Genomic DNA, 17,422 nt, shown 5'->3' with positions numbered 1-17,422 from the left:
AAATGAAACTGTACATTTATGAACATTGCCCCTTTAGCGCCCGCGTCCGTTTTGTTGCAGGCATGCTGAATATTCAGCTCGATGTCATCAACATTGCTTATGACGACGAGAGCACCACCACAAACCTCATCGGCGCAAAACAAGTTCCTCTTTTGATCAAAGACGATGGTGAAGCCATGGCGGAAAGCTTAGACATCATCAACTACTTCCTTGAATTGGCATCTTCCAATGAAAGCAGCCAACCCTCAGCACCGGTTTTAGACTGGCAAAAACAAGCGTTTTTACCGCTACAAAAAGTCGGGTATCCGCGTTGGTCAAACATGACGTTACCGGAATTTGCAACAGAAACCGCTAAACAAGCATGGCGTGCAAAAAAAGAAACCGAAGCGTTAAATTTTGAAGCCTTGATTAACGATACACCTGCGATTGCGAAAGAAGTCGCCGCTTTGATAGAACAAACCAAACCCTTGCTCAACCTAAGTTCAGAAAAGCAAACGTCACTGGTTGATCAGGCCATTATGTTCTCCATTCTACGCGGTTTTTTCAGTGCGCCCGAAGTGCAATGGGATCCAGCCGTACTTCACTGGATGGCAACCGCTCGTAAAGCGACCAACGTGCCAGTACTTATCTGAGGAGCGCAACATGAAACAAAGAACAAATAAGCTGTTTGAACCAGCTCAACTGAAAGCGTTGTCACTACAAAACCGTATTGTCATGGCACCAATGACTCGCGCACGCACCACTCAGCCGGGCAACATCCCGAATGAGATGATGGCAACGTATTATCAACAGCGCGCTTCTGCCGGGCTGATCATTTCCGAAGCCACGCAAATTTCGGACGATTCTCAAGGCTATTCGTTCACCCCTGGCGTTTACACCGATGCGCAAGTGGCGGGCTGGCAGGGTGTGACCCAAGCGGTCAAATCACAAGGCTCAGCGATGTTTTGTCAGCTATGGCATGTGGGCAGAGTGTCTCACCCAACATTCCAAAATGGTGAACAGCCTATCGCACCATCTGCGCTCGCTCCGGTAGAGACGCAAGTTTGGATTGCAGATGAACAAGGCAACGGCAATATGGTCGATTGTGTTGAGCCTCGCGCCATGACACAAGCGGATATCAACCGAGTTGTCGGTGATTTCGCGAACGCAGCCAAACGCGCCATTGAATCGGGTTTTGATGGTGTAGAAATCCACGGCGGGAATGGGTATCTGATCGATCAGTTCTTAAGAACCAACTCAAACCATCGAATAGACAACTACGGCGGTTCACGAGAAAATCGTATCCGTTTTCTTATCGAAGTAGTGGATGCAGTTATCGCCGCTATTGGTGCGCATCGAGTTGGGGTGAGATTGGCACCATTCATTACGTTTAAAGATATGGACTGCCCAGATATCGTGCAAACGATCCTAGAGGCATCAAAACAGCTACAGGAGCGCGACATTGCCTACTTGCACTTGTCCGAGGCCGATTGGGCCGATGCACCAACGATTCCCGAGACGTTTCGAATCGAACTTAGAAAGCGCTTTCGCAACGCTATCATTGTCGCAGGTCGCTACAATCCTCAACGAGCAAACGAAGTGTTAGAGAAAGGCTACGCGGATCTTGTCGCATTCGGACGGCCATTCGTAGCAAACCCAGACTTAGTCTCTCGCTTGCAACATCACCATCCGTTGGCAGAACTCGATGGCTCAACGTTGTTTGGCGGAAACGAACGAGGCTACACCGATTACCCTGCTCTGCAACAGGAATGCGCAGAACAGGCCTAACAAAAAAGCCCCAACCTAGCTGCTACGGTTGGGGCTGTCACCAAACTAAAATTGGTTTTAGCTAGCTAAATCTGGCTAAGAGTTAAATCACTTCTAACGCGCCGCTGCGCCAAGGTTCGATAACCACTTTGATGTGGTCGTTGGGAGTCATTAACTGTCTAAACGCATCTTCCACACCATCGATCCCTACTTTGGCAGTGAGCATTTTCTGCCAAGGCAACTTATGTTCGGCAATCGCTTGTAGGCATTGCTCAAACTCGTGCGGTTGGTAGTAGTAAGAGAATCTCAAGTCGAGCTCTTTTACCGTCGCGTACGCGTAGTTAATGATTGCGGGTGTCGTATGGATACCCGAGATGACGATTCGCGCTCGGGCAGGAGCGCGGCGCAGAAAATCGTCAATCAAGGTATGCTTGCCAACACACTCATAAATGACCAGGCGTGAATTCATCGCGTACTGTGCCCCGACGGCGATCTCGTCTTCCTTGGTCGAGTTGATCAATCGATTTGCGCCAAACTCGCTGGCAAGTTGCAGCTTTTCTTCCTGAAGATCGACCGCAAGAATATTGCTGACGCCACGTTGTTTCAGTGCAGCAATCACCGCCAGCCCTATAGGGCCGCAACCGACAACCAGCGCTGTTTCTTCCGTTTCGATTTCACTGCGGTTGACCGCGTGCAAACCGACCGCTAGTGGTTCGGTTAATGCCGCCGCCTCAGACGGCATTCCGTCTGGCACAGGTAGCAATAACGCTTCATCAAGCAGGAAATACTCAGAGTAAGCGCCATAAGTACCCGGAGTAACACCAACGCCCGCGCCATTTTGGCTGAGCAACATCGGCACTGAGGTGACTCGGCTACCAACGGACAACGTTTGCTGCGTATCGGCACCGTATTCGATAATTTCCGCGCAGAACTCATGCCCCAACATCACTTGAGCGTGCTCACCGGCTTCATCAGGCATCAACCCGAGCTGGTGGAATACATCAAATACCTCATCCGCGTGTCGAGTAATGTGAAGGTCGGAGCCACAAATGCCACAAGCTAGACTACGAACCAACACTTGTCCCGCTGCAGGTTTGGGGATTTCGACTTGCTTCAGGCGGACACTACCTTCCTGCATTATGATACTGTTCATCTGTTGCATGGGGTTACTCCGCTAGCTCATCGCTTAGGCCAGCAATCGCACCCGGTTTGATGTAGCGCGCAGTGAAGCCTTGTGCTTTCGCTGTTGCAATAACAACTTGCTCAATCCAACCTGCATCCATGATGTTGATGAAGTTACCCTCGTCGTCAAAGTTAATGTTCGCACCTTGGATCACCATAAAGCCATCTGCACCACCCGACTCTTCTGGACAGTGAAAGGTATGAATCGAACCACCTGGCTCATACAAATAACTACCAGCGGTTTGGACTTGGTTTGGGTATTCAATGTAGTGCCAAGCGCCACTCAGTGTATAGAAATGCACCACACCAGTGTGGAAGTGCTTAGGTAAAGTCACGCCCGGTTTGAACTTGGCGCGTATCACCCAAGTTCCGTTTTCTGGATCAAGAAACAGGGGATAAACATCCACACCCGGTAATGCGTCTTTGATGATCGACTCTTCATTGGTATTAAGAGTTAATAAGAAATCTTGGTGCTGAATAACTTCTGGTAATGACATAACTTACATCCTCGCTGTTGCTGTAATGTGGCGTACTCGCCTATCCCATAAGTGGGTACTTAAAATTCTCGAAACCGTCAGATGCGCTGATGGTACAACCGTTGATACAGTTGGCTTTCTCGCTGACCAGAAACGCCACCACATCAGCAATCTCTTCTGGTTGTGTGAAGTTTTGACGCATCTGTTCTTTGCGGATGTGGTCCCACAGGCCAATCTCTTCGTATTGCCTTAACATCGGAGTATCAACGCGTCCCGGAGCGACAGCGCAAACACGAATACCCAATGGTGCGAGTTCTAATGCGGCGCATTTGGTCATCATATCGACTGCGGCTTTACTGACGTTGTAGGTAAAGGTCATCTCAGACGCCATTCGTGCGTAAACAGAAGAAGTATTGAGGATCACGCCCGGCGTGCCTTGCGCTTGGAATTGTCTTCCAGAGGCAAGAATGCCGTAGTAGACGCCATTTTGGTTGACCTTAGAGATCGGCTCAAAATCGGCAATTGGGTCGTGGTCAAGCAGAGGTTTCGGTGCACCGATGCCCGCGTTGTTGACCATGATGTCAAGTGAGCCAAATAGTTCGACCGCGTACTTCACCATGGCTTCGACTTGTTGGTAATCGGTGACGTCCGCAACAAAGGTTTCCAACTGCTTAGGGGCAAAACTTGCGTACATTTGCAGTGATTGCTCTGAAATATCGACAGCAAGCACTTTGGCTCCTTGCTCTCTTAGCTTTGCAATAATAGCTTGCCCAATTCCACCCGCAGCGCCAGTCACGATGGCAGTTTTATTGATAAGTTCCATACAGCTTCTCATCCATGCGTTGTTGTTATCGAAATGTAACTTAGATCAACTCACTGGCACTCACTTGACCTTTTACGAAGTAAATTTGATATATTGCGATTTACAACCTGTTAACATTTTAAAATCGAGACATGTATATCGTACGAAGTGGCGCTGCTGATAAATTTGATAGCTTGGTTTCCGAACTGGGGCAGAATCCGCAAGAGATAATGGCCGCTGTTGGCCTGTCTGCGGCGCAGTTTCGCAATCCCGATACGTATCTCGCCTACCCTAGGCTGGCTGAATTGCTGGAGGAAGCGGCTGCTCGTTGTCAGCAACCGCTGTTTGGCGTGTTGCTCGCCGAGCGTCAAAACCTACAGAGCTTGGGAGACTTACCAATGCTGGTTTCCCGGGCGCAAACGGTCGGTGAAGCCTTGGCGCGGGTGAATGATTTTCTCTATCTGCATTCGTCAGGGGTCACTCTCAACATGACGCCACAAGATGATTGGGTACGGTTGTCGCTCAATATTGATGTGCACAGCGAACGAGGTATCGCGCAGTTGATGCAGCTCAGTGTGTCGCATCTGGCGATGTTTATTGCCAGTCTGCTTGATATTGAAGCAAGTCACTTCGCGCTACATTTGACTCAACACGCAACATTGGAAGTAGAAAAAAGCAAGTTTGCCCAGCAGAACAAACTGCGTTTCGGTGATAAGTTTGACGGTATCCTACTTAAAGCGACTCTGCTTAACGCTAAGAACCACCAAGATGAAGACGCACTAGAGCGCCATTTTCAACAGCACCTCAAAGAGCTGCAAACCCGTTACCCCAACAATCTCAGTGACCAAGCAGCAAACATGATTGGCCGTCTGCTCTCAACCGGAGAATGCAGCGTTGAGCGCGTTGCAAGAGCATTGGACCTGCATCCGAGAATGCTGCAAAACAAGCTGAAACAACAGGGCACAAATTATCGGCAGCTTTTACAACAAGTGCGTCAGGATTTCGCCGAACAGCGATTGCATGAGAATATTCAGAGTATTACCGATATCGCGTTGCAACTGGGCTATGCAGAAACTGCGGTATTCAGCCGTCATTTTCGTCGCTGGACGGGAAAATCGCCAAGGCAATGGCGACAAGAAAAAACTCAGTTACAAACGTTTAAGCCCATCAGTTAAAAGCATAAATAACCTATCGTTCAAACCAAAAAGTGTGAGGTGGGAGGGTTGGTATCGAGAATTTCAGCAATCACAGATAACCCGTGTTTGATGTAGCCTCGGTTTGTTTCTGCTCCCAAGCTGATTCGCACGTAAGGCATTGGCTGATTAGTATCGAGAACAAACGGTTTATATCCAGTGATCTGCACCCCTGAACGCTTAGCCGAAGCAACCAGATCATCGCTATTCCACTGCTCGGGTAGTCTCAACCAAATGTGCTGTCCATTCGGGTGCGAGCTATAAACATGCCCTTCTAAAGCGGCTTTTGCTATTCGCTGTCGCTTAGCAAACTCATTGACTTGAAAGCGAATAAGTCGATTTAACGTACCGTTCTCGATCCACAAATGAGCGACTTCAAATGGTAATGGAGTCGCAGACCAACTCGTTGCCGCTAAACGACCAATCGCGTGCTGCAAAAAATGACGTGGGACCGTCAGATAGCCAGTGCGCATGCCTGGCGCTACAACTTTGGTTAAACTGGTGACATAGAAAGCTTGTTCGGGTAACAATGTGGCAAGGGGTGGGACACGGTTAGGTTCTAGTGCTCCATACACGTCATCTTCAATGACATAGATGTCGTATTGCTGTGCAATATTCGCTATCGCCTCTCGGCGTTCAACATCCATATGCGCACTAGTCGGGTTAGCCATGCTCGGTGTGCAACACAATACCTTGATTGGTTTGTGTTTACATGCCCATTCAAATGCATCCGGCGTTATACCAAACTCATCCATTTCAAGTGGTTGCAACTTAAATCCAAGCATTCTCGAGCGAGAGATCAAGCCATGATCAACCAAGTGACCACAAGCAACTAAATCACCGTGTTCAACAACTGTGCTTAAAGCCAACGTTAAACCATGGCATGCTCCATTTGTGAGTAATATTTGATCGGCACCCACATCCAACCCTTGGCTACTTAGAAATCGTGCTCCTGACTCAATATGATGAGGCTGACCTGTTACCGGCTTTGCTTTACTGATCAAACCACGATTGTTTGTTTGCCCAGCAATCTCCATTAACGCCTGATTAAAAAGCGTAATGTGGCGATCGGTCACCACTGGATGTGCAATCGACATATCAATTTCATCCGGCGTTTCTTTCATCTCTTGTGTCAGCATGAACTCCGTGTCCGTACTTTCATCCACAAAACCTGATTTGACAAAAGTACCATTCCCAACCCAAGACTCGATCGCCCCTTTTTTCTCTGCATAACCATATGCATGGCTCACCGTTTGTACGCTGACGCCAATTTGCTCTGCAAACTCACGATGTGTGGGTAATCGAGTTCCCGGTTTTAGATAACCACTGCGGACACATTCGACAAGATAGTTACCAATGGAGATGTATTTAGCGGTGCCTGGCCGAATGATCGGGTTCAAAGAAATTGTCATGACACAATATTTTAATTGATTCATTTTTAACACTCATTGTAACTTCCATTTAACAAATGGCGAACTTTAACTCACAAAACGAGGTGAAATGCACAAAAATAAACCACAATTGTAATGATTGACATGAAATGTATGGGTTAAACAAACATGTTAAACAGCATCGTTTAATCCAAATACAACCCCAGAGGTAAATTGCAATCATTTTTAACGCAGATCTGGCTAGCTGGTAGAAGGTAGAAATACCTCAGCGTCTCCGAAGGCCCATAAGGCGTCGGATTTCTAACAAGGAGAAAATATGAGAGGCGTTGCTTTGCATTTTACACTGGATGAGTTCCAGGATCGGTTAACGAAAGTTCGGCAATCGATGGAAGAAAGAGAATTGGATGTCCTTATCATTCATGACCCTTCTAACATGGCGTGGCTGACAGGCTATGATGGGTGGTCTTTTTACGTGCCACAATGTGTCGTTGTTGGTCCATCTGATGAGCCAGTTTGGTTTGGACGCTGCCAAGATGCCAACGGAGCATACAGGACTGCGTATATGTCGGCAGAAAACATCACCTACTATCCAGACCATTATGTAATGAATCCGCCGCTACACCCGATGGATTTCCTGGTCGAAGCCGTACTGGCTCCGCGCCTTTGGGATCGTGGTCGTATCGGTGTAGAAAAAGATAACTATTACTTTAGCGCCACCGCTTACGAATCACTCACTACGCACCTACCGAATGCTCAACTTCTCGATGCAACCGGACTAGTCAACTGGTGCCGCGCCGTTAAATCCGATCAAGAACTGGCATACATGTACCGTGCCGCTCGCATTGTTGAAAACATGCACCGTGTCGCGTTCGACATGATTGAACCAGGATTACCGAAACACCACCTTGTTGCCGAGATTAACCGTCAAGCAGTGCTCGGGCATGAAGACCACTTTGGCGATTACACCGCGATTGTGCCGCTTTTGCCATCAGGTTCTGATGCTTCCGCACCTCACCTGACTTGGGATGACAGACCCTTCAAGAAAGGCGAAGGGACGTTTTTTGAAATTGCAGGGGCGCACCGCCGTTACCATTGTCCACTCTCTCGCACTATTTTTCTTGGCGAGCCTGACGACAAGTTTAAACGAGCCGACGAAGCCCTAACTTTAGGGCTTGAAGCAGGCTTGAAAGTGGCAAAGCCCGGAAATACCTGCGCCGACATCGCCAATGCACTAAACCAGGTTCTCGATAAAGCGGGATTCTCACGCGAAGGCGCCCGTTGTGGCTATCCAATAGGTTTGAGCTACCCGCCAGATTGGGGGGAACGAACCATGAGTTTGCGAGACACCGATAAAACCATCTTGAGAGAAGGCATGACATTCCATTTTATGCCAGGGCTGTGGTTCAAAGATTGGGGGTTAGAAACAACGGAAAGTATCGTCATTACCCATGATGGAGCAAAAACATTGTGTGACTTTCCACGCCACTTATTTGTTAAACACTAATTTTTCAAACCTCAAGCTCTGTTGAGCTAGGTCTGAGAACTAAAAGGACTTGATATGCAAAAAAGCTCGATCACAGCCACCATAGACTTTGACCGAGAAGGTGTACAGCACGGCTTTTTAACGCTGCCCTATTCACATGACGACTCCGCCTGGGGCAGTATTATGATACCTATCACCGTGATCAAAAATGGTCACGGACCAACCGCACTGCTTACTGGCGGTAATCACGGAGACGAATACGAAGGCATCACCAGCCTGCTAAAATTGACGAACTCGCTTCAGGCAGATCAAATCCAAGGTCGTGTCATTATTGTACCCATGATGAACTTACCTGCGGTACAAAATGCCTCACGTACGTCGTTTATCGATAAGGGGAATTTAAATCGCAGCTTTCCCGGCAACCCCATAGGCACAGTGACCGAGAAAATTGCGGATTATTTTACTCGTTACCTAGTTCCTAAGTGCGATTTTGCGTTAGACATTCACTCAGGTGGTAAAACGTTAGATATCGTGCCGTTCGCCGCTGCCCATCGTCTCGACAATCTCGATCAAGAAGAAGCCTGCATATTAGGTGCAAAACTGTTTGGCGCACCTTACACCATGATCTTGCTCGAAATGGACGCCACTAGCCTGTATGACACTGCCGTGGAGTCTCAGGGAAAAATCTTTGTTACCACCGAACTCAGAGGAGGCGGAACCAGCACTCCAGAAACCATCGCTTATTCCGACCGTGGCATTCGCAACTTCTTGCGCTTCTCAGGCAACTTGCCCGGTGACTACGAACAACCAACCCAACCAACTAAGTTATTAGATATGCCTGATGCAAGTTGTTATGTGCAAAGCCAACACCACGGCATCACAGAATACTTATTTGATCTTGGCGATACCGTCAAAAAGGGCGATGTATTAGTGAGAATCTTCTCGACCGAGCGCACAGGTACCGCCCCCGTTGAGTACAAGTCACAGCGCAATGGTATTTTCGCGGCACGTCGTTTTCCTGCTATGGTGAATATCGGTGACACTATCGCAGTTATAGCCGAAGACTGCGGCGAGATAGGCTGATTGAAAAGCCAACTAAAGAAATCAAAACAAATGGCATACCAGAAGCAAACTGGAAAGCACCTTATAACAGCGACCAGTCATCAGCCTTTCATGAAATGATTAGTATTCAACAGGGAGACTCATAATGCGCCTCGATCGCTACGACGTAAAAATTCTACAAATACTTCATGATAATGGTCGTATCACCAAATCTCACCTTGCCGAGGCCATCAACCTATCCGTGAGCCCTTGCTGGGAGCGTGTCAAAAAACTGGAAGAAGCAGGCATCATTGAAGGCTACGGAGCAAAAGTAAATACCGATATTTTGTTCAAACGAACGTCGGTTATGGTTGAAGTTACACTCAAAGAACACAACGCCCAAGCGTTCAAACGCTTCGAGCAACTGGTTCAACATTCACCAGAAGTCACTGATTGCTATGCCACGGGCGGTGGTATCGATTACATCCTTAAAATTCAGTCGGAAGATATCGACCAATATCAGCGGCTTATCGACAACTGGTTAGACTCAGATGTGGGCATTGAGCGCTACTTTACTTACATTGTGACAAAAACAATCAAACGTGATGCGGGCACATTCGAAGTAAACCAAAACGCTTTGTTATAAAAGGGAAAATGCGCATCAGGCGTGAACAGAAAAAACACCATATTTAACGGCACTAAAAAGAAAGTTCTGACGTTTTAAACCTCGGTATCAGAAATTATTTCGGTCACTTCTCCATTACAGTTTCATTATGGACAACGATGCTGGGAGAAGGACTCATGACAGCACTGCACAGCTTACACGCTGAAGAATTAAAAGCCTCGCACGACATGATGGCGATAATGAAAGACGTACGTTTGGTGAGAGGTTTAGCGTACGTAAATGGCAAATGGGTAAGTGGTGATCAATTTCATCCGGTGGATAATCCAGCAGATGGCACGGTCATCGGTTACATCACTAAGCTATCTCAGCAACAACTCTATCAAGCGATTGATGAAGCCGACCAAGCCTTTCGTCAATGGCGAAAAATGCAAGCAGAAGAACGCGCTGAAATTCTCATGCGTTGGCACGACCTGATTCTAGAATCAAAGCAAGATCTTGCTCATTTGATGGTGATGGAGCAAGGAAAAACACTAGGTGATGCTGTAGGTGAGATTGACTACGGCGCATCCTTTGTTCGTTGGTTTGCCGAAGAAGCACGCCGCTGTTATGGCGAAACCATCCCAAGTCATATTCCGAATGCGCAGCTATCAACGGTGCGCGAGCCAATTGGTGTCGCAGCACTGATTACGCCTTGGAACTTTCCTAATGCCATGATCACACGCAAAGCCGCTGCCGCACTAGCAATAGGCTGTCCGGTGATCATTAAGCCCGCCAGTGAAACGCCTTTTTCTGCGTTAGCGTTGGCAGAGTTAGCAGACCGAGCTGGCTTTCCACCTGGTGTATTTAACGTGATCACTGGCGATGCGGTGATGGTGTCACAAACCTTGTGCCACTCCGATAAAGTCAAAGCGCTCTCGTTCACAGGCTCAACTCGAGTAGGCAAACTATTGCTACGCGACGCGGCACAAACCGTGAAGAAGTGCAGTATGGAGCTCGGTGGTAACGCCCCTTTCATCGTGCTGCCAGATATGGATGTCGAGCAAGCAGCCAAAGCCGCCGTGGATGCGAAGTTTCAAACCGCAGGACAAGACTGCTTGGCCGCAAACCGTATTTTCGTCCCTGACGATAAGTACGAAGCGTTTTTGGAAGCGTTTGCCAAAGAAATGAGCCACATCGTTTTGGGCAATGGCTTAGACGAAAAAACCACCATGGGACCACTTATTAATCGCACTGCGGTGGATAAAGCGCATGATTTGGTACGTGACGCGCTCGACAAAGGCGCGCGATTGGTAGCGGGATACCACCAGCCCGTACCAGGCGAAAACTTCTTCGCGCCGACATTGCTAGCCGATGTCACCCCTGAAATGGCGGTGTATCGCGAAGAGAATTTTTGTCCTGTGGCAGGCGTATTGCCTTACCAAGACTTAGATACCGTGATTGAAATGAGCAACGACACTGAGTACGGCTTAGCTGCCTATGTTTATGGTCACGATATTCACCAAATTTGGCACTGCATGCGCGGTTTGGAGTTTGGCATGGTGAGCGTGAACTCCGTCAAAATGACAGGGCACCCTATCCCATTCGGCGGCGTGAAACAGTCTGGTCTTGGACGAGAAGGAAGCCGTCACGGATTTGAAGAATACAGCGAAATCAAATACTGCTGCTTAGGCGCTTTACCAACCGTCAGTGGCAGTTGAGACACGAAATATGGATATCCAATTATTCGAGGAGAAGGATCATGAGTAACAAAACCCAACAACTTTTAGAGATCGATCGTCAGAGAGTATTTCATGCCTCAACCCACCTGAAGCAGTATGCGGCCGGGGAGCTTCCGGGAAGAATTATCTCGAGCGGAAGCGGAATACGCATCACCGATTCAGAAGGCATCGAGCTGATAGACGGCTTTGCCGGGTTGTATTGTGTAAACATTGGCTATGGCAGGACCGAAATGGCCGATGCGATTTATGAGCAAGCCAAAGAACTGGCGTACTACCACACGTACGTCGGTCATACGAACGAAGCGCTCGTGACACTGTCAGATCGCATCATCAAAATGGCGCCAGAAGGCATGAGCAAAGTTTACTACGGCATGTCAGGCAGCGACGCGAACGAAACTCAACTTAAGTTGGTATGGTATTACAACAATGCTCGTGGTCTACCAGAGAAGAAAAAAATCATTTCGCGTGACCGCGGCTACCATGGTTCAAGTATCGCGTCCGGTTCAATGACAGGTTTGCCGCTGTTCCACGCCCATTTTGATTTACCACTTGAGCGTATCAAACACACCATCGCGCCATATTATTATCGCCGTGAAGACGAGAGTATGTCTGAGCTCGAATTCTCTCAATATTGCGCAGATCAACTCGAAGCGATGATCTTGGAAGAAGGCCCAGAAACGGTAGCAGCAATGATTGCAGAACCAGTGCTCGGTACTGGCGGTATTGTGCCACCACCAGCAGGGTACTGGCAGGCGATTCGCAAAGTGCTCGACAAATACGATGTACTCTTGATTGCGGATGAAGTGGTGTGTGGCTTTGGTCGCCTCGGCTCCGATTTTGGCTCACTGCACTACGACATGAAACCAGATCTCATCACGGTAGCGAAAGGGTTAACCTCAGCGTATCAACCGCTGTCTGGCGTGATCGTCGGTGAACGAGTTTGGAGTGTGCTAGAAAACGGCACCGACCAATGGGGCGCTATCGGACACGGTTATACCTACTCTGGTCACCCAATGGGAGCGGCAGCCGCGAACTGCAACCTCGATATCATTGAACGTGAAGGCTTGGTAAAAAACGCGGCCGAAGTCGGCGCTTACTTGCAGCAACGCATGGCGGAGACGTTTAGCGATCATCCATTGGTCGGTGATACTCGTGGCGTTGGCTTGTTGCATGCGTTGGAGTTTTCTTCAGACAAGCTCCGCCGTGCACACTTTGATCCAAACTTGAAAGTAGGCCCGCAAATCGCGGCGGCCTGTTTAGAGCAAGGCTTAATCGCTCGCGCCATGCCACATGGTGACATCCTCGGATTTGCTCCACCGCTTATCGCGAACCGTAACGATATAGACACCATTGTCGACAAAGCGCATCAAGCGGTAAACAAAGTGATGGATAACCTCGTCACATCTAAACAGTGGCAGCCATAACCCACCTAGATTTCAGTAACGCTCGCGGGCTTTGGAGAAGGCCCGCTTTGCACTTTCCTTATAGAGATAGCAAGCCAACCAAACATTTTAGACCCATAGAAAGCACTATTATTTACTACAAGTGGCAATAGTGGGTAAAATGCCCAAAATTGCGCACTAACTGGATAAAACATGGCAAAACTTACCCTTCAAGAACAAATGCTGAAAGCTGGCTTAGTTAATGAAAAGAAACTAAAGAAAGCGAAGAAAGGCTCTAAAAAATCACGCGTTCAAGCACGCGAAGTAAAAGCGGCGGTTGAAGAGAATAAACGCCAACAGTTAGAGCGTGATAAACAATTGAGCGAGCAACAAAATGCTGAGCGATTAAATAAAGAGATCAAAGCGCAGATCAATCAATTGATTGAGATGAACAAGATCGACTTAAAAGATGGCGACATCAAATACAACTTCACTCACGGTACGCTAGTGAAATCACTTTATGTAGATTCACTTATCCGCGAGCAGTTGATCAAAGGTATTTTGGCAATCGCAATTGTTGGTGAAAGCTATGTTGTCATTCCACGTGGAGTAGCGAATAAAATTACTCAACGTGATGAGTCCGTCATCATCGAACAAAAAGAACCTGAATCGGACATTCCAGCAGAAGACGATCCATACGCAGATTTCGTCGTGCCTGACGATTTGATGTGGTAACAATAAATAATCGATGCATCAACTAAAAGAGCCGCTGATGTAACATCAGCGGCTCTTTTTATAGAAAAATAATCTACGGAGATGATGTGTTGTTATTGCTTACTTAGTAGCAAATTCGCACCTGATGCGGCTAAAAACAACGAACATCCGCGATTGAAACGTTTCGCCATTTTGGGATTTGAAAACCAGTGTCTCAAGTACAAACCAAAGATGGCATAGATTGAAATGGCGACCATTTCTAATATCAAAAACGTGGAGCCAAGGGCAAAAAACTGCTCTTGAACGTTGGCATTGGCATCAACAAATTGCGGCAAGAATGCAGTAAAAATAAGTATCGCTTTCGGGTTGCCAGCAGCAAGCGTAAATTCTTGCTTCGCAAGTCCTGCGTAATTGCGCGAATTGTCCAAGTCAGAGATCGGGCTGGACTCTGAACGCCAAAGGTTAAACGCAATCCACAGTAGATACAGCGCCCCTACCAGCTTTATTGCCAAAAATAGCATTTCTGACGTATACAAAATCACAGCCAGACCTGATGCAGACAACGCAATCATTGCTGAAAAAGCGGCAATTCTGCCTAAACTAGCCGTAAACGCGGCCCTAAAGCCGTAACAACGAGCATTATTCATTGCCAATAAATTGTTTGGGCCTGGAGCCATATTTAGAGCAAAGCAAGCAGGGATAAAAAGGAGAAGCTGCCAAATATCCATAATAAAATGGTCTTAGTGAGTGATTTTGATCGGTACCCTAACATCTGTTAATAAAGTGAGTAAACCACAAACCGATCTTAAAGCAACTCAGCATCAAATCGTGCCGTGCGAGCTTGAACTAACGTGCAGTTCGTTTCAGCCATCAGCTCCGCTAAGGTGATGTTTGGGTTTTGTCTCACCAAACGTATCAACTTCACGTCCAAAGGTTCCAATTTGTCTTGGTGAGCAAGTAGAGCTTGTTCGATTTTGTTGATCGCAAATCGCATCGTCTCTGCTTCTTCGTTTTTGAGAAGCTCTAAAAACGCTTTTACATCCAAAGCCTCGCCTGAGATTTGCCAGTGACGAGATCGTCTAATTCTCTTAAGATCGCACTGTTTTTCTGCTGCGAGTGTTTTCGCTCGCTTGGCATGGTCGCCCCCAATACGGTGAATCAAGGATGGGAGCGAAATCGTAATCTTCGTTTCTTTCATGGCCTTTTCTTTCATCGTCTTAGCCCTCAACCACCGACACATTCTCGCCAACCCAAGCCAACAACTGTTTTGCCGCTTTGGATAACACCTGATTTTGACGCACGATGTAGCCGAAATCAGTGTTTGGAAAACTTGGCAAAGGCGTAACTTCACGAGAAAGCTTTAATCTCGGATCGAGCGAGAAATCCGGCACAATAGCAGTCCCAAATCCCGCTTCCGCCCAGTCGATTTGTGCTTCCACACTGCCCACTTCCATCACGCGATGCTTAGGCAGATTTAGCTCAGGTAAAGACGCATCAATCAGCTCTCGGGTTCGAGTATCGTGCCCTAGCAGGATCAGCGTCTGGCTCTCTTTTCGATTGTCTTGCCACTCAAAAATGTTATCACCAAACGCACACCAGTGAATTTGCGTGAGAGGCGTAAAATGCAGCGGTTGACTCTCTTTTTGTGCGATAACAAAGCCGATATCGGCACGCGCACTCTTCACCAAATCCACCGCTTGAGAAGATGTGGTGTTGAACAATGCCAAGTCGATCCCCGGATATTCACTTTTGAATTGCTGAAATGGTTTGATAAGCAGTAAACGTGAAACAATATCGCTCGCCGCAATAGAAAGCGTCCCCTGCGTAAGATCGTTGATGGCATTGAGATCCGACTGACAAATTTGCAGCTCATTGAGCATCCGCTGCGCCGTAGCTAACAAACGCTTCCCCGCTTGCGTCAACTGCACAGGATTTCGCTCAATCAATTTCGTGCGCGTGGCTTGCTCCAACTGCTTGATATGCAAACTTACGTTCGGCTGCGTCATGTGCAGTTCCGTCGCTGTTTTACCAAAGTGTTTTACCTCTGCAAGAGTTACGAAGGTTCGCAGCCAGTTCAAATCTAACATTGCCAATTCCGATATGAGATTCTTATCAAGTTAATGAGTATAATTAATTTCTCTTATTATGGCGAACACCTTAAGATTTTTGCATCTGTTTTTGGAGATTAAATTATGTCGTCTATCGTTGTTGTGGGTGCAAACTGGGGTGATGAAGGCAAAGGCCGCATCGTTGACTTTTTGGCAGAGCAAGCTTCTGCGAGCATTCGTTTCCAAGGTGGTAACAACGCGGGTCACACCGTGGTTAACGATCTAGGTACGTTTAAGCTGCACCAGCTACCAAGTGGCGTATTCAACCCAGACTGTTTGGCAGTGTTAGGTCCGGGGATGGTTATCAGCCCTGCGTTGCTGTCTCAGGAGATTGCGGAAGTTGAAGAAGCGGGCGTAAAAGTGAATATGTGCATCTCTGATCGCGCAACACTGTGTCTACCTCTACACGCACTAGAAGATACGCTAGAAGAACAACGTTTAGGCGACAAAGCATACGGTTCAACTCGTCAAGGTATTGCACCTGCTTACGGTGACCGCGTAATGAAGAAAGGCATCCTAGTTGGTTGGTTGAAGCAACCAGAAGTATTGGTTGAACGCCTTCAATTCATGATGGATTGGAAACTGCCGCAACTGCGTGCACTTTACCCGACGTTCGAGTTTGAACAAACCGCTGAAGAACTGGCGAACTGGCTGCTAGAAGTCTCTGCACCTTGGCGCGATTCAATTTGCAACGTAACGCTTCCTCTAAAAGAACTACAAGCGAAAGACAAAACACTATTGTTCGAAGCACAGCTTGGCGCAGGTCGTGACCTTGTTTACGGTGAGTACCCTTGGACAACATCTTCTAACGTTGTATCAATGTACGCGGGTATCGGCAGTGGCCTTCCGGCACTTCGTCCTGAACGCGTTATTGCGGTTGCAAAAGCCTTCAGCTCATCAGTGGGTACTGGTACGTTGATCACTGCAATGGAAGAGCAAGACGCTTTCCGCGAACTTGCTGGCGAGTTCGGTGCAACTACGGGTCGTCCACGCGACATGGGCTACTTCGACGCAGTCGCTACGAAAAATGGCGTTGAACTGCAAGCCGCAACTGAAATTGCACTAACGAAAGTAGACTGTTTGACTGGCCTTAACGATCTGAAAATCTGTGTTGGCTACGAAGGCGACCACAGCGAAAACCCAATCTGGCCTCAAACTGCCTCTCTTGCGCCAATCTACGAGAAGATGGAAAGCTGGAGCGAGGACATCACAGGTTGTCGTAAGTTTGAAGAGCTTCCAGTAGCAGCACAGAAATACGTTCTACGCATTGAGGAACTCATGGGCGTACCAGTAAAAATGGTGTCTGTGGGTCCTGGTCGTGAACAAATGATTATGCGATAAGATGTGAATTAACACATCATTGGCAAGCGGCTTTTATCTGTTCCGGGGTAAAGCCGCTTTTTTTTACACTGTAAACTTTGGAAAATTGCACGGCTAAATTCATGTTTAGTAACCTCATCACGAGACTCCTACCTCCTTTATTTATAAATCAATAAATTATAGGGCTTAACACGTTGTGCACGTTACTAGCACATCTCACTTGTTAAAGAAGCACGTCAAT

General features: G+C 47.6%; 17 protein-coding genes. 10 read left to right on the top strand and 7 right to left on the bottom strand.

The features are described 5' to 3' along the window. Positions 1–2 precede the first annotated feature (2 nt). Together grxB and R7040_RS11220 are read left to right on the top strand one after the other, a co-directional pair. The gene (grxB, locus tag R7040_RS11225) at positions 3–632 is read left to right on the top strand and encodes a glutaredoxin 2 (protein WP_137282799.1); all 630 of its coding nucleotides are present in this window, start codon (positions 3–5) and stop codon (positions 630–632) included. Between the two features lie 10 nt (positions 633–642). Further along, positions 643–1,767, top strand: a complete 1,125-nt coding sequence (locus R7040_RS11220; protein WP_318081317.1) for an alkene reductase — start codon at positions 643–645, stop codon at positions 1,765–1,767. Positions 1,768–1,849: 82 nt separating this feature from the next. Here the strand turns inward: R7040_RS11220 and R7040_RS11215 are convergent, their stop codons facing one another. From R7040_RS11215 to R7040_RS11205, 3 genes are read right to left on the bottom strand one after another with little or no spacing between them, the layout of a single operon-like run. Continuing rightward, on the bottom strand, positions 1,850–2,908 hold the full coding sequence (locus tag R7040_RS11215; RefSeq protein ID WP_258469489.1) for a zinc-binding dehydrogenase: 1,059 nt from the start codon (positions 2,906–2,908) through the stop codon (positions 1,850–1,852). 4 nt (positions 2,909–2,912) lie between these two features. Next, on the bottom strand, positions 2,913–3,425 hold the full coding sequence (locus R7040_RS11210; protein WP_053304588.1) for a 2,4'-dihydroxyacetophenone dioxygenase family protein: 513 nt from the start codon (positions 3,423–3,425) through the stop codon (positions 2,913–2,915). Between the two features lie 40 nt (positions 3,426–3,465). Continuing rightward, positions 3,466–4,227, bottom strand: a complete 762-nt coding sequence (locus R7040_RS11205) for an SDR family NAD(P)-dependent oxidoreductase (protein WP_053304589.1) — start codon at positions 4,225–4,227, stop codon at positions 3,466–3,468. 131 nt (positions 4,228–4,358) lie between these two features. On the opposite strand from R7040_RS11205, the gene R7040_RS11200 reads away from it, so the two are divergent. Then, positions 4,359–5,381 (top strand): helix-turn-helix domain-containing protein, encoded by a 1,023-nt coding sequence (locus tag R7040_RS11200; RefSeq protein ID WP_054576148.1) that lies wholly within the window; start codon positions 4,359–4,361, stop codon positions 5,379–5,381. Positions 5,382–5,401: 20 nt separating this feature from the next. Here R7040_RS11200 and R7040_RS11195 read toward each other — a convergent pair whose 3' ends face one another. Further along, positions 5,402–6,835, bottom strand: a complete 1,434-nt coding sequence (locus R7040_RS11195) for a PLP-dependent aminotransferase family protein (protein WP_080996739.1) — start codon at positions 6,833–6,835, stop codon at positions 5,402–5,404. Between the two features lie 271 nt (positions 6,836–7,106). Here R7040_RS11195 and doeA point away from each other — a divergent pair, with 271 nt between their 5' ends. From doeA to R7040_RS11165, 6 genes are all read left to right on the top strand, one after another. After that, positions 7,107–8,294: an ectoine hydrolase DoeA gene (gene doeA, locus R7040_RS11190; RefSeq protein WP_005373780.1), complete on the top strand. Its 1,188-nt coding sequence runs from the start codon at positions 7,107–7,109 to the stop codon at positions 8,292–8,294. Between the two features lie 54 nt (positions 8,295–8,348). Beyond that, positions 8,349–9,356, top strand: a complete 1,008-nt coding sequence (gene doeB, locus R7040_RS11185; RefSeq protein WP_005373782.1) for a N(2)-acetyl-L-2,4-diaminobutanoate deacetylase DoeB — start codon at positions 8,349–8,351, stop codon at positions 9,354–9,356. A 124-nt stretch (positions 9,357–9,480) separates the two neighbouring features. Beyond that, entirely contained in the window at positions 9,481–9,960 is a 480-nt protein-coding gene (locus R7040_RS11180) for an Lrp/AsnC family transcriptional regulator (RefSeq protein ID WP_005387046.1), read from the top strand. Positions 9,961–10,115: 155 nt separating this feature from the next. Beyond that, positions 10,116–11,636 carry an NAD-dependent succinate-semialdehyde dehydrogenase gene (locus tag R7040_RS11175; RefSeq protein ID WP_213903218.1) on the top strand — a complete coding sequence of 507 codons (1,521 nt, stop codon included), beginning with the start codon at positions 10,116–10,118 and terminating at the stop codon, positions 11,634–11,636. A gap of 41 nt (positions 11,637–11,677) precedes the next feature. Then, positions 11,678–13,081, top strand: a complete 1,404-nt coding sequence (locus R7040_RS11170; RefSeq protein WP_017633577.1) for an aspartate aminotransferase family protein — start codon at positions 11,678–11,680, stop codon at positions 13,079–13,081. Between the two features lie 171 nt (positions 13,082–13,252). Beyond that, positions 13,253–13,774 carry a DUF2058 domain-containing protein gene (locus tag R7040_RS11165; RefSeq protein WP_054574550.1) on the top strand — a complete coding sequence of 174 codons (522 nt, stop codon included), beginning with the start codon at positions 13,253–13,255 and terminating at the stop codon, positions 13,772–13,774. Between the two features lie 92 nt (positions 13,775–13,866). Here the strand turns inward: R7040_RS11165 and R7040_RS11160 are convergent, their stop codons facing one another. The 3 genes from R7040_RS11160 to R7040_RS11150 form a co-directional block, all read right to left on the bottom strand. Further along, positions 13,867–14,481, bottom strand: a complete 615-nt coding sequence (locus R7040_RS11160; RefSeq protein ID WP_017633575.1) for a LysE family translocator — start codon at positions 14,479–14,481, stop codon at positions 13,867–13,869. 77 nt (positions 14,482–14,558) lie between these two features. Next, positions 14,559–14,951: a ribosome recycling factor family protein gene (locus R7040_RS11155; RefSeq protein WP_054577722.1), complete on the bottom strand. Its 393-nt coding sequence runs from the start codon at positions 14,949–14,951 to the stop codon at positions 14,559–14,561. A 19-nt stretch (positions 14,952–14,970) separates the two neighbouring features. Next, entirely contained in the window at positions 14,971–15,840 is an 870-nt protein-coding gene (locus R7040_RS11150; protein ID WP_005373812.1) for a LysR family transcriptional regulator, read from the bottom strand. Positions 15,841–15,945: 105 nt separating this feature from the next. Between R7040_RS11150 and R7040_RS11145 the strand changes: the two genes are divergently transcribed. Then, positions 15,946–17,202 carry an adenylosuccinate synthase gene (locus tag R7040_RS11145; RefSeq protein WP_005373814.1) on the top strand — a complete coding sequence of 419 codons (1,257 nt, stop codon included), beginning with the start codon at positions 15,946–15,948 and terminating at the stop codon, positions 17,200–17,202. Positions 17,203–17,422 lie beyond the last annotated feature (220 nt).

The sequence above is a fragment of the Vibrio sp. 1069 genome, from assembly GCF_033340555.1.
The sequence above is the reverse complement of the archived record's forward strand: the minus strand, read 5'-3'. Positions and strand labels throughout refer to the sequence as shown.